The organism is Pseudomonas sp. KnCO4 (assembly GCF_045344305.1).
GTDB classification, from domain to species: domain Bacteria; phylum Pseudomonadota; class Gammaproteobacteria; order Pseudomonadales; family Pseudomonadaceae; genus Aquipseudomonas; species Aquipseudomonas anuradhapurensis.
Genome location: NZ_CP174199.1, coordinates 2,560,476 through 2,573,681, shown reverse-complemented (window position 1 = coordinate 2,573,681; position 13,206 = coordinate 2,560,476). Strand labels below are relative to the sequence as shown.

The 13,206-nt window shown below is 58.7% G+C and carries 9 protein-coding genes and 1 pseudogene; 5 read left to right on the top strand and 5 right to left on the bottom strand.

Features of this window, described 5'->3' with window-relative positions:
* Nucleotides 1-28: 28 nt before the first annotated feature.
* The 3 genes from hflK (ACJA3S_RS12160) to hflK (ACJA3S_RS12150) are packed head-to-tail and all read right to left on the bottom strand — an operon-like array spanning nt 29 to nt 4,057.
* The gene (gene hflK / locus ACJA3S_RS12160) at nt 29-1,069 is read right to left on the bottom strand and encodes a protease modulator HflK (protein ID WP_406822023.1); all 1,041 of its coding nucleotides are present in this window, start codon (nt 1,067-1,069) and stop codon (nt 29-31) included.
* A complete protein-coding gene (hflC, locus tag ACJA3S_RS12155) occupies nt 1,056-2,078 on the bottom strand; it encodes a protease modulator HflC (RefSeq protein WP_406822022.1) in 1,023 nt (340 codons plus the stop codon). The genes hflK (ACJA3S_RS12160) and hflC overlap by 14 nt, the downstream gene beginning before the upstream one ends.
* Nucleotides 2,075-4,057 (bottom strand): protease modulator HflK, encoded by a 1,983-nt coding sequence (gene hflK / locus ACJA3S_RS12150; protein WP_406822021.1) that lies wholly within the window; start codon nt 4,055-4,057, stop codon nt 2,075-2,077. Before hflK (ACJA3S_RS12150) ends, hflC begins: the two co-directional genes overlap by 4 nt.
* A gap of 692 nt (nt 4,058-4,749) precedes the next feature.
* Between hflK (ACJA3S_RS12150) and ACJA3S_RS12145 the strand changes: the two genes are divergently transcribed.
* Complete coding sequence (locus tag ACJA3S_RS12145) at nt 4,750-5,724, top strand: fimbrial protein (protein ID WP_406822020.1); 975 nt, start codon at nt 4,750-4,752, stop codon at nt 5,722-5,724.
* 379 nt (nt 5,725-6,103) lie between these two features.
* On the opposite strand, the gene ACJA3S_RS12140 is transcribed toward ACJA3S_RS12145, so the two are convergent.
* Entirely contained in the window at nt 6,104-6,460 is a 357-nt protein-coding gene (locus tag ACJA3S_RS12140) for a hypothetical protein (RefSeq protein WP_406822019.1), read from the bottom strand.
* A gap of 908 nt (nt 6,461-7,368) precedes the next feature.
* Here ACJA3S_RS12140 and ACJA3S_RS12135 point away from each other — a divergent pair.
* On the top strand, nt 7,369-7,725 hold the full coding sequence (locus tag ACJA3S_RS12135) for an integrase (RefSeq protein ID WP_406822018.1): 357 nt from the start codon (nt 7,369-7,371) through the stop codon (nt 7,723-7,725).
* A gap of 10 nt (nt 7,726-7,735) precedes the next feature.
* On the opposite strand, the gene ACJA3S_RS12130 is transcribed toward ACJA3S_RS12135, so the two are convergent.
* Nucleotides 7,736-9,211, bottom strand: coding sequence for a diguanylate cyclase (locus tag ACJA3S_RS12130; protein WP_406822017.1), 1,476 nt, complete (start codon nt 9,209-9,211; stop codon nt 7,736-7,738).
* Between the two features lie 997 nt (nt 9,212-10,208).
* Here ACJA3S_RS12130 and ACJA3S_RS12125 point away from each other — a divergent pair.
* The 3 genes and pseudogenes from ACJA3S_RS12125 (at nt 10,209) to ACJA3S_RS12115 (ending at nt 13,076) form a co-directional block, all read left to right on the top strand.
* A complete protein-coding gene (locus ACJA3S_RS12125) occupies nt 10,209-10,427 on the top strand; it encodes a hypothetical protein (RefSeq protein ID WP_406822016.1) in 219 nt (72 codons plus the stop codon).
* 263 nt (nt 10,428-10,690) lie between these two features.
* A pseudogene (locus ACJA3S_RS12120) lies at nt 10,691-11,469 on the top strand (tyrosine-type recombinase/integrase); the annotation flags it as partial.
* Between the two features lie 20 nt (nt 11,470-11,489).
* Complete coding sequence (locus ACJA3S_RS12115) at nt 11,490-13,076, top strand: ABC-F family ATPase (protein ID WP_170029732.1); 1,587 nt, start codon at nt 11,490-11,492, stop codon at nt 13,074-13,076.
* Nucleotides 13,077-13,206 lie beyond the last annotated feature (130 nt).

Genomic DNA, 13,206 nt, shown 5'->3' with positions numbered 1-13,206 from the left:
CAAGGATCGAGTGGGCAAGGCACTGCGCTCATGGCTTTGGCCCCTGCAGGATCATGTGCCCGGCATCATCCTTGTTGACGGTGGTAACCGCGCCTGCACGGGCAAGAATTGCCGGTACGCGCTCCTGGTAGAGGCGTTGCAACAGTTGCGGATCCTGCTGTTGCGTCAAACCGACGATCGTGGCCGTCTCGGCCTGGGCTCGCGCCAGGCGCTCACTGGCCTCGGCCTGGGCCACTTGTACGGTGCGGTCTGCTGCCTGGGTGGCCTGTTGCAGTTGCCGTGCGGCGTCGTTGCGGGCTTTTGCCACCGCCTGCTCGGCCTGCTGGCTGGCGGTGAGCACTGCGTTGAACGCACTGACCGCGGACCAAGGCAAGGAGGACTGGATGTCGACCCGCGCCACTTCGACCCCCAGGCTGGCCCCGGCCGAGCGCAGGCGCGCCAGGCTGGCATTGATGCCCTGCTGGAGGTCGCCGCGTAGTTGTTCGCGGTGCTCGGCCACCTGGGCATCCGTCCCCACCAGTTCAGGGCGCGCCACCAGGATCGCATCCATGTCGCGCGAGGCGCAGATCAGCACCGCGTTACGCTCTACCAGGCGGTCCAGGGCGGCCTCGACATGCGGCCGCTGGCGCGCGAAAGCATACGGGTCAGTCACGGTGTAGAACACCCGCACGTCCAGCTGCACGGCGCCGGCATCGCCGGTCAGGAGAAAGCCGGAGCCTGCCGTGGCGTCGCTGGCCAGGGTGCCGTCCTTGTCGGACTTCTGCGCCAGCTCGGAGCGCAGCAGCACCTCGACCCGACGCTCGGTAACCCGCCCCGCCGAGGGCAACATCACCACCTGCTCGAACGGTTGTGGCCATGCCAGCAGCAAGCCGGCATTCTGGATGCGCGCTTCGGCGCCGAGGCGCAACACCACTGCGCGGCTTTCCGGGCCCACCTGGCGCACATTGCCGAACAGCCAGCCCACTGCCGCCAGCAGGGTCACCGCGTAGAGCACCAGGAAGCCGATGCGCGCGGACTGCAACCACGGGCCGTCGGGTAACCGCGACGACAGCTGTTCAGCGATGGCCATGGTCAGCTCCAGCCGGCAACGCCGGCCCCTCCACCAGCGCACGGAACGGCGCCGCGTCGGTGCGCAACACCAGGCGCGTCGCAGGGTTGATGACCGAGCCCAGGGTATCCAGCGAGCGCAGCAAGGTGTACAGCTCTGGCGCACCTGCGTATGCCTTGCCATAGATGTCCGCCGCCTGTACTTGCGACTGGGCCTGGATCTGCGCGGCCTTCACGTTCGCGTCGGCTTGCAGGATCCTGGCGTCACGCTCGGCGGCCGACTGGATTTCCGCAGCCTTGCGCTTGCCTTCAGCAGTGCGCTCGGTGGCGATGGTTTCGCGCTCGGCACGCATACGGTCGACGGTGGCATCGAGGGTAACCTTGGGCAGGGTCAGGCGCTCGATCCCCACCTGCACCACACGTACCCCATAAGTGCTGAGCAGTTGCTGCTCGATCCGGTCCTGCAGGCGCTGCTCGAAGGCATCGATACGCACCCGGCTGGCGTCGACATTGACCAGGTCTGCCAGTTCGAAGCCGCTGGCCGTGGTTTCCAGTGCCGAACCCAGCAGGGTGCGAAGCTGCCGCGCCGCCTCGTCCGGCTGGTTCTGCACCGCGCGCATGAACAGCTGGATGCGCTGTGGGTCGGGTGCTACCTGCCAGGCGATGTAGGCCTGGACAATGATGCGCAGGCCATCGCGGGTACCGACATCCTGCAGCCCGCTCGAGGTGGTGCGCAGGCGCAGGTCGACCGGTACCGCTGCCTCGAACGGCACCGGCCAGCGCCAGGCCAGGCCAGGCTCCATCAGCACGCGTGAGGGGTTGCCGAAACGCGTGATGACGGTTGCCTCGCCTACCCGCACCTGGACAAAACACGCTGTCGCCGCCATCACCAGGACAAGCAGCAATGCCACGCCAAGGCGTAGCCAGGCCGGCCGGGCAACTTCAGGGCCATGATCATGGTCGTGCTCATGACCGTGGCTATGACTGTGATCATGGCTGTGGTCATGACCGTGGGCAGAATGGGAATTCACTGGTTACGCTCCTGGGTGCGTCCGGATGCAGGTACTGCCGGTGTAGGGTCGACAGGCACAGCGAAGCTGCGCAGGTCCAAGGTCGGTGCCTGGGTTGCCGCCAGGCGGTGGTCGATAATCAGGCTGCTTGCCCCGGCCATCCCCTGGGACAAACGCTCCAGGTACTGCTCCAGCAGAAAAGCCTGGCCAGCGTGCTGCCACGCGGTACGTTCGGCGGCGAATCGCAGCGCGGCGGTGTTGGCCGCGGTTTCGGTTTCGTGCGCCTCGGCAGTGGCCTTGTCGGTCAGCGATGTTGCCGTGAAGCGCGCCTGGTTGAGCGTCTGCATGGCCTGCCCTCGATCGCGGGCGATCAGCGCCTGGGTGGTGATCTGCGCAGCCTGCACGGCATGGTAGGCATGAGCCGCGCCCGCTGGCGGGTGAATCGCCTCCACTGAGGTGGCCAGCAGTTCCACGCCGCTGTCCATCCGGTCCAGGTCGGCCTGCACCGCACGGCCTATGTCCCGGCCGAGCGCCGCACGTTCGGCGCCGAGCAAGCCATCCAGCGACCGTCCAGCGAAATCGTGGACCAGCACGCGGTTGGCAACGCTGCGCAACAGTTGTGCAACGTCGGTGCTGTGGTAGGTTGCCGCGAGGGCCGCCGCGTCACTCATGCCGATACGGTAGATGAAACGCACGTCCATGTTCACGATCTGCAAGCCCTGGCGCCCGCCCTCGGCGCCGGCAATCACCTGTGAGTTCTCGCTCAGGTGGGTGGCATCCCACAGCCGGTTGGCCGCTGCCGGCGCTGGCCCTTCGGCGGCGGCCAAGGTGTCCGCCGCATTGGCCGCGCCGGAGGTGGCCAGCTCATGGATGATGCTGTTGTCTACCTCCAGTACCTTGCCGAAAGGCCAAGGCAGGCCGACATGCAGGCCCGGCTGGTACACCTCCAGCGGCTTGCCAAAACGTTCATGTACGCCGCGATTGTTCATCGGCACTTCGACGATGCCGGTCAACAACCAACCGACCACCGCCACCAGCGCCGCTACCGGCACGAACGCTTTGCGCATGAAGGCAAAGGCCCATACCTGGCGCAAGTCGATACCCAGGCGCTGATGCAATTCGTTCTGCAGCACGGTGAGCGGGCGCGGTGGCCATTGCAGCATGTCGCCGACCAGGCTGCGCGCTACCAGCGCAGGCTCTTCGCCTGGGCGCCAGGGGCGAAACAGCGCCAGCCCTGCCCGCGACAACAGCTCGAGCGCTGCCAGCCCAGGCAGCACACTGATCAAAACCGCCAGGCGCGCCGGCCACAGGCGTTCGCCGTCGATAAAGGCCAGGCAGCCAATGGTCACTACCTGCACGGCGATGACCAGCCGTATCATCGCCGCGAGTGCCCTGGCCTCGGGCCAGGTCGCTGCGCTTTCGCTCATCAGGTGGCGCTCGGCCACAACCAGGCAGAACGCGAACACGGCCAGGATGCCGATCGCCACCCAGGTCACCTGGCCGGCAACCAGCGGTACAGGCAAATCGAGGCGCCAGGCATTGTTGACCAGCAGCAGCGCCAGCCCTGCCAGGCCAACAAGCCAAGGCGTCTCTGCGCCAAGCTTGTGCAATTGCTGCCGGCACGCTTCGCCAACCTGCGCACACCAGCGATCGAAACGGCTGAGCGATTGCGACTCGGCCGTTTCCACCGCAGCGCTGCGCCAGAACGCCAGCTGCGATGGCGTCTCGCCCAGCAGGGTTGCGCGCCAGCTGGCCACCCGCCAGACAGATTGCGCAGCCGCAGCCAACAGCAACAGCGCAGCGGCATTGACGGCGAGCAGGACCAACCAATGGGAGTCCGGGCTGAATACCCCGACCAGGCCCTGTAGCATCATCAGCAGCGTGGCGATTGCCAGTGCCAGATAGGTCAACTGCACCAGTTTGCGCGCGTGCGCCGGCGCGCGCTGGAAACGGGGGAACCCATCGAGGGCAGTGGCCTCGGTGTCTAGATCGACGCTCATGAACACTCCTGAAAATACCGGCCACCGCGAGTCAGCTCCGGGGAGACCGGTAACAATTTGCAACAGCTCCGTAACGTTATAACAAAGGATGTAAAAAATCTGTTTAACGTTGAGGGCTACTGCTGCTGAACGAGCAGGATATTCGGTGGACTGGAGCAGACATGCCAAGCGAGCACGCCGGGCAACGGGTGCTCAAGCTCGGCGCACTGGCCGAGACCTTTGAGTGTCACCGGGTGAGCAGGCAATGTGCGAAGCGAGGGATATACGTTGGTTGAGGGTCAATCAGCGCAACCGGAAGGCTGACCTCGGGTGGGCTTCCAGCGGCAAGTCATCTTTGGCAGTTCGACTCTGCTGACTATCAGAATTGTCTGATTAAGCGTATGGCGGGTCTCGGCGTAACTTGGCGCATCCATTTACCGAGCATGCACCATGCGAGACTCAAGGCAAACTTATGACCAAGCAAGCAAGCAAGCAAGCAAGCAAGCAAGCAAGCAAGCAAGCAAGCATTGTAATGGCTGGAATATAGTTATATCAAGTATATTCTTCACTATTTCTGCGTGCACTTCATTATCCCATGGCACCTTAAACGAAACATTTAGCGAGGCAGAGAGCACCCGTTTAAACGAGGCTTACCATCGTTTAACGACCGAGCACCCCGAATTTAACTGGAAATTCGTTGAGGGGCTTAACAAATGATTAGACCTTTCACATCGTTGGCAGCGTATATTTTTATCGCTGCACCTTCGCTTTCGTTTGCAGCTTGTGAATTCTACGATGGCCACTCACAAAAACAGATAAATATAAGTATACCTTCAACGCTGTCCATCCCCAGAGACGCAGCAGTCAATACCGTGATTTACGAATCCCCGGCCAAAACCTTTAATGGCGCCGCATCGTACAAATGCTCAACTACATTCACGGTTGGAGTCAAAAACAACGTGGGAACGGACTCAACGTCAACTTATTTTCCAATAGGGAGCACCGGGCTTTCGTGGCAGTGGATTTATCAGGGCACTGCCTTTAATGGGGTTGGCGGCGGGAAAACTCAACAACCTGGCGGATACGGATTCAATACCACTACACACGCCCTACGCATAGTTAAAACTGGAGATATTTCACCAGGCGCAGCCATACCGACTGGGACCCTAGGGTATGTACAAATAGAATCGGCGAGTTTAAGACCTTTAGCCATGACAATAAACAACGGCGCATCCATCATACTTCAGTCGTGCGAAACCCCAACCATTGCCGTTGAAATGGGCGAGCACAACCTTAGCGTATTTTCAAGAAGCGGAAATGCCACACCACCAAAAGCGTTCAATATCAAACTAAACAACTGCCCGAGCGGAATCAAGCAAGTGAGCTATAGCTTGTCTGCCACGTCAGGCTCCCCTGCAGTGGACGGCACCCACGGCATTATCAAATTAAACACAAGCTCAACAGCAAAAGGCATAGCACTGCAATTGCTTGACGGCAATCAGACCCCCATACAACTCGACAAAACCTATGTCTTCAATGAATACTCAACAGCCGGTGGAAATTTCTCCATCCCCCTGAGTGCCAAGTATGTTCGCACCCTGCCGAATGGAGAGGCTGGCCAATACGATGAGGGAATGAGCGCGGGCTCCGCCAACAGCGAAGTGACCTTCGTTATGAGCTATTTGTGACTACTGGCTGGGCGTGACGGCTTCCCGATAGCGGTGACGTCTGTGCGCTTTACGTTTAGCCACTTCCCTGCCCCTTGGCAGTGAGCAGGTGAATGTGTCCTATCCCGGCCAGATCGTATCGTTGTCGCCGGCATCGCTCATGTGCTTTGTGGAGATTGCCGCTGTGCTGGCTGTCGTTCCCGACAAGCAATGCGCCCCGCCACCCCGGCGGTCGGGATAGCTATCACATGCCGATCGCCATGACGCATTACGAGGAGTACTGCGAGCTTGAACGCGCTTCCAGATTTCACTGGCTGGCCTTGGCGACAGGGCCAGACGGAAACCAATGTGGGTCGTAACGAATTGGCCCAGCAACTCGTTGCTGGGCCAAAAGAGTGAGTTAAAGCAATGCAGTGGACAGCATACCCAACGCCCCCAGAACGAAGCCGATAAGTGCTCCCCGCCCTGGCGTCTCATGGAACAGAAACCACACAACTACGGGCTCGAGAAGCAACAAAGAGGTGACTGATACTACGGTGACAATCCAGATATCACCGACTGCAACGTATCCAAGCCAGTACGCCGCCAGTAGACAAATCCCTGCAAAACACATCAGTGCCAAGGGGAAACCGATAGCTCCCCACGAAGCACTTCCTGTCTGAGCAAGTTTAGCGACTACCACCTCACTGTAGATTGCACAGAACTCACCGACCACCATCAATCCTAGAGCAGAAACTCCGAGTAGTTCTTTGGACATATCAAAAACTCCTTCGTATTCAGGGCAATATTTTTCCGTTCCCAGCTGGCAATGCCGCTGACCAGGAGCTCGCTGCAGAAATACGAAGCAGCCTTGAATAGGCCTGAATTACCGAAATACTGTTCCATGCTCATGTCCTTCGAAGGAGGTGAGTCTCAGCGTCGCACCAAGACACCGTGCTGATAATACGGCCCCTGAACCGTTCTGGACAGCCAGCAATGCGCCAGCCTGACGCTAACTGCCCGATGCCCTGCTTCCCATCGCGGGCTGTAACGGCGTGTGATCTGTGAGACGTGGCCGCTGAAACCGAAGCGCCTAGAGGGATGCGCTGAAACGCGGAAACGGGGCGCTCAATACCCCGATGCATTTCGAAGCAGTCAAAAAAATTGAATCAACTAATTGCCTGCTCGGTCAGGATTTATGAACGCAGTAAATCTGACGAGGTAACAGAAATGACTATCGAAGCAGAGACACTCGCTCAACTTACCGAAGCGCTCCAAGAGTGCGGTATGTACCTGGTTTCAGAGGTCGCATTTACCAGAGCGCCGTACCGACATAACCACCGCTGGATTTGTATCGTACAGTGACAAATCATATTGCCGGCGGCTCAGACTAGGCCTCTACCGCCGGCTCCTCTGCTTCCTCATCCCAGATTCGGCATGCCCCCGTTTCTTTGCCATCCAACATATCGACCGCATTGGTTGGCGCCAGGCCACCTTGCACGGTGGGTTTGGCTACACGCGCCTGGCTCACGCAGGCCGACTTCTTCGATCACCGGCTTGCGCCCTGGCGAGGAAATGGGCCTGCAATGGCAGGAGGTCAATCTCGGGGAGCGCACAGCAACAATCCAGCGCATCATCGTTGATCGCCAGCCTGCAGACAGGATGAAGACAAAGTAGCACCGGGTGGTGTTGCTGAACAATCGAGCGCTCAACGCCTTAAGACAGGCCCAGCGCCTGGCCGACTTGAGGCGGATGGATGGCTTCAAAGTTGGCCTACCCTTCAAGCCCATTTGTACCCAGCCGAGCAAAGGTAGGCTGTCGATCAACGAACCAAGTGTTACAATCCGCCCCTTCAAATCAGCGCTCAAGGCGCTGGACCGTGAACGCCGGCAGTACGGCACCCGCCACACCTACGCAACCATGAGCCTGATGGCTGGGATGGACCCTGCGTTCATTGCGAACCAGCTCGGCCATAGCGTCGAGATGTTGCTCTCTACCCACGCGAAATGGATCAGCTCCTCCGACGCCGCATCTGCACTATAGCGCCTTCTCGTTAACCTACTATTTGCAAGTTTATGTTTTCACAAACCACACGATTACGGCCGAGAGACTTGGCTCGGTAAAGAAATTGATCTGCCTTTTCAAAGGTGGCTGCCACTGACTCACCCGTTCTCCAGAGAGCGACGCCTAGCGATATTGTTAGATGGCCAACAGTTTCGAACTGCGCCGATGCTACAACTGCTCGTAGTCTTTCCGCAACCTCCGATGCAACCGAGGCCGTGCTATTTGGCAGTAACAATACGAATTCTTCACCCCCTATTCGACAGGCCAAATCACCTGGCCGCGAAGCTTGCTTCATTAACTGGGCCACCTCACGTAGAGTTTCATCGCCAACTCCGTGGCCATAAGTATCGTTGACTGCCTTGAAGTGATCTATGTCTACGGAGATCACTGCGAATGACTTAAGGCTTTCTTGCCATAAACCTATCGCTTCATCCATTCCCCTACGATTAGTTAGGCCGGTCAAGGGATCGCTTTGAGCTTCAAGATTAAGCCTGCCGATCTTTTCCTGAAGGAGATTGGCGGCCAAGAGCAAAGCACGACGAATCTGCCAGCTTTCAATATAATCGGTTGGTATCGCTGCGATGCGTTCGTAACATTCTGGAGCGTCCAGACGCTTAGCGTTCTCAGCCAAGCGTGAAAGGGGAACAGAAATCTTCCGCCCTATCCACCAGACCATTAGAAGGCCAAAGAGACCCAGTGGCGCAACACCTTTTGCTACTCTCTTCGCTGTGCTCTCCAAGCTCGCCTGTATACTTGCGAGCGGCTGCTGAGACACTACCCCCCAGTTGCTACTAGGGATTCTGGCATATCCCGCCAGCACTTCATTGCCATTTTCATTGAGCGCCTGGATCGATCCGTTGCTGTGCGCTAGCGCGGCATCGACAAGACGGCTACCAATCAAGACTTCTCCAATCCTCTTCGGATCGGGGTGGTACAGTATTCGGCGCTGGCTATCAACGAGAAAAATATATGCCCCATCTTCGCGTACGTTCAGATCCATTAGCGCTTGGATAGTATTCTTTTGCTCGAGTCTAATGCTTCCGCCCACCAAACCGAGATATTGCATATCAGGACCGAAAACGGGATGTGAAACGAACACTACCAGATGGCCAGCCAATGACTGGAAGGCATCGCTAATCATGGGTTCCCGCTTCGACAAAGGCAATCGATCTTGAAGCAGCTGCCCGTTCAGCCGCATGCTGCCGGGAGCGGAGACGATGACTTTTCCTTCGGCATCGGCAATGAGCACCGAGTTGAAGCTATGGTCTTGGCTGAGAAGACGATGCGCCTCTTTTGTTAACGCGCGTTGGTGCGTGAAATTCTCTCCAATCGAGGTAGCTGCGTAACGCAATCGGTCGAGGTCTGAGGCTAATACCCCTTGCAGACTATCAGCGACCCGAGCGGCGTAGGCCTCATTGGATTGAAGAGCGTTTTCAATCAGTTCAGCTCTCTGCGTCGAGAGCATTACCCAGAATGTGTTAGCTAGCGTTGAGAAAGCTGCGATGAGGGCGAACCCCAGCAGGAAGACGCGTAGATTGAGCTTGGGGCGTGGCCGAGTAGGCATTGGAGGTGTCCGGATGCTGAAGGCATGCGGTTTGGTGAAGCGGCGTCGCCATTGGGCTAAACACGCTTTCCTTGCGCCTGATGGCGTATCCGGTGGGGCCCCTACGTCAAACCACAGAAGGTTTCGAGCCGATGATCTCACATTTTTTCGTTGGCCACTATTATGACATCATCTGCTGTATGCGCATCTGCTTTAGACGTCGGGCGCATCGAGCGACTCAAGCCGCCACTTCAGCCTCAATCAACGCCACAGCCTATACCTGCTGCACCCGCGTACGCGGTGCAGACCGGGACGTTGTCGACCTTGACGATCAATGCGGTATTCACAGCCGAAGCCGGGCCGGCCTGGGCAGCAATTTGATGGGAATGGCAGGTTGTCCGTCTTGATGACGATCGCCTGGGCGCGCATCGACTTGGCTGAATGCACGCAGGACAGGATCGCCCTATGATTCGGTGAGTCCACGCCTGATAATGCCTCGGATATCAATATTCAAGGCAGGGCCAATAATGGACTACCGCGCAACTCGCTACGCCCTATTTGCCATTCCCTTCTTCGTAATGTGCCAGCCAGTACAAGCATCGACGTGGCAAATTTGCCGTATGGAGCTACATATCACTGATGTGTTGAAGCTTCCCTATCCAAAGCTACAGGCCCAGGTCGTTAAGGTAAGCCAGGCTTCGACCACGGCAGAATGCCCGGAAAAGGGGGCGACTATCACATTCGTACCGGAAACTGCTGATTACCAAGGCACGCTCCCACGCGGACAGTGGCCCCAAAAAGGCCAGTTGATGCACATCAACTACCGATATCTGGATGGGACGTGCAAAGGCGATGGCCATCCCCATGAGTGCCGTATTGAACACTACCCCTTAGCGGGTACCTGGTAAGCGGCCGACGAATGCATGTTCGCTACACGCAGGTCGAAGAACTTGCGGCGAGCATGGGCCAAGAGGTGGCTGACGATGCCTGCGTACTTTCGACGCGCGACCTCATCGAGGGGATGGTCATGTCACCAGGCGATATCCCCGCATCGACTCCAGACATGTTCGAGTTCTTGATGGCGGCAGTTGTGAACTTTCGCGGCCGCTTCGAGTACATGGCACGGAAGGCTGGTTAGTGAATGCACCTAGGGTGCGATATGGATCTTGGTGGCATCGAGAGGGCACCTTCGGGTGCTTTTCTTTTTGCCGGCGCCACTCAGCTTTGCGCTGAAACGACGCGATGATTGCCCTCATCAACAAGGAGGGCACGCATGAAGCGTTTGGCATTGGTGGCCCTGGACGGGATCGTCCTGGTTGGTGAAAGTCAGAAGGTACTGGCAGTAACCGAAAGTCCCAGGTCGTGGTGGCCACGACTCATGACGATATAAGTGTCCTCACCTACCCTTCACCGTCAGTGAAACGCAATGCGATGGTGAAGCTGTCAATCATCCTGCGCTCAGCGGTACTGGACGGGCTGATGACGAGGAACCCAGCTGAGGCCATACAGCTGCCAGCACGATTGAGGAAAGAGGTCGATCCCTTCACCTTGGAACAGGCGAATCTGATCATTGCCGAGCTGTACAAGCACCCTCATTGGCCGGGTCAGATCTATGCAGCGTTCTCCGAATTCATGTATTTCACAGGCCTACGCTTGTCCGAAGGCCTGGCATTGACATGGGATGCGGTCGATACGACCAAGAAGACAGCCCACGTGCGGCGAACGATCACGCTCGGGGTAGATGAGGAAAGGACGAAGACAGGAAAGGATAGGTTTGTGTTGCTCAACGACAGGGCCTTGCACGCCTTGGAGTTTGCCAAGCAGTACGCAGAGCGACGCAGGCCGGGCAAAGGGCATTTCACCGAATCGCCGTTCGTCTTCCCGCCTGGAAAGAATGGGGAGTACGTCAAGCAGACGTCGGACCTGCACCATCAGTGGCGCCTGTCCTCAAAGGTTTGGGGATCAAATACCGCACCCCGTATAACTGCCGCCACACCTATGCGACAATATGCTTAATGTCTGGTCTCAACCCCGCATTTATCGCCCAACAGCTCGGGCATAGCGTGCAGATGCTCTTATCGACTTATGCGCGCTGGATTCACTCGTCCAACGACTGGCAGGAGCTGGAAAAGCTCCAGATTGGTCCGGAACTGGTCCGCAGCTGCGAAGAAGCCACGTAAGTTATTGATAGGTAAGCTCCTTGATCTCCACCGCTAACATCACCATGCAGTTCGGCTCCAAGCCGCTGTTCGAAAACGTTTCCGTCAAATTCAACAACGGCAACCGCTACGGCCTGATCGGCGCCAACGGTTGCGGCAAGTCGACCTTCATGAAGATCCTCGGCGGTGACCTGGAGCCGTCCGCCGGCCAGGTCATGCTCGAGCCGAACACGCGCCTGGGCAAGCTGCGCCAGGACCAGTTCGCCTACGAGGAATTCACCGTGATCGACACGGTGATCATGGGCCATGCCCAGCTGTGGAAGGTCAAGGCCGAACGCGACCGCATCTATTCGCTGCCGGAAATGACCGAGGAAGACGGCATGGCCGTCGCCGAGCTGGAAACCGAGTTCGCCGAAATGGACGGCTACACCGCCGAATCACGCGCTGGTGAACTGCTGCTGGGCCTGGGTATTCCGCTGGAGCAGCACTTCGGCCCGATGAGCGAAGTGGCCCCTGGCTGGAAGCTGCGAGTACTGCTGGCCCAGGCACTGTTCTCGGACCCGGACGTGCTGCTGCTCGACGAACCGACCAACCACCTGGACATCAACACCATCCGCTGGCTGGAAAACATCCTCACCGCGCGTAACAGCACCATGGTGATCATTTCCCACGACCGGCACTTCCTCAACAGTGTCTGCACCCACATGGCCGACCTGGACTACGGCGAGCTGCGCCTGTTCCCGGGCAACTACGACGAGTACATGACCGCCGCTACCCAGGCGCGCGAGCAACTGCTGGCCGACAACGCCAAGAAAAAGGCGCAGATCGCCGAGCTGCAGACCTTCGTCAGCCGCTTCTCGGCCAACGCCTCCAAGGCCAAGCAGGCCACCTCGCGGGCCAAGCAGATCGACAAGATCCAGCTGGCCGAGGTCAAGCCATCCAGCCGGGTGAGCCCGTTCATCCGCTTCGAGCAGACCAAGAAGCTGCACCGCCAGGCGGTGACCGTCGAGAAAATGTCCAAGGCGTTCGACGACAAGGTGCTGTTCAAGGACCTGGGCTTCACCATCGAAGCCGGCGAGCGCGTGGCGATCATCGGCCCCAACGGTATCGGCAAGACCACCCTGCTGCGCACCCTGGTCGGTGAAATGACCCCGGACAAGGGCGAAGTGAAGTGGACCGATAGCGCCGAAGTGGGCTACTACGCCCAGGACCACGCTCACGACTTCGAAGAAGACATGACCCTGTTCGACTGGATGGGCCAGTGGACTTCCGGCGAGCAGGTGATCCGCGGCACCCTCGGGCGCATGCTGTTCTCCAACGACGAGATCCTCAAGTCGGTGAAGGTGATCTCCGGTGGTGAGCAAGGCCGCATGCTGTTCGGCAAGCTGATCCTGCAGAAGCCGAACGTGCTGGTCATGGACGAGCCGACCAACCACCTGGACATGGAATCGATCGAGGCGCTGAACCTGGCGCTGGAAAACTACCCGGGCACCCTGCTGTTCGTCAGCCACGACCGGGAGTTCGTATCGTCGCTGGCCACCCGCATCATCGAGCTTTCGGCCGATGGCGTAGTGGACTTCAGCGGCACCTACGACGATTACCTGCGTAGCCAGGGTGTGCTGGTCTGATTGAAGGCTCAGGCCCGGCCATTTACGTGGCCGGGCCGGCCTCTTCCCGCTCCCACAAGGCGCCTGCAGGCCCTGTGTGAGCGGTTTACCCGCGAACCATCCGCCACCGATGCCACAAGCGGGCACTCCA

Coding starts and splice junctions, on each gene's coding strand:
- hflK (WP_406822023.1), bottom strand. CDS start 1,069: ATGGCCATCGCTGAACAGCTGTCGTCGCGGTTACCCGACGGCCCGTGG.
- hflK (WP_406822021.1), bottom strand. CDS start 4,057: ATGAGCGTCGATCTAGACACCGAGGCCACTGCCCTCGATGGGTTCCCC.
- ACJA3S_RS12145 (WP_406822020.1), top strand. CDS start 4,750: ATGATTAGACCTTTCACATCGTTGGCAGCGTATATTTTTATCGCTGCA.
- ACJA3S_RS12140 (WP_406822019.1), bottom strand. CDS start 6,460: ATGTCCAAAGAACTACTCGGAGTTTCTGCTCTAGGATTGATGGTGGTC.
- ACJA3S_RS12130 (WP_406822017.1), bottom strand. CDS start 9,211: ATGCTCTCGACGCAGAGAGCTGAACTGATTGAAAACGCTCTTCAATCC.
- ACJA3S_RS12125 (WP_406822016.1), top strand. CDS start 10,209: ATGCATGTTCGCTACACGCAGGTCGAAGAACTTGCGGCGAGCATGGGC.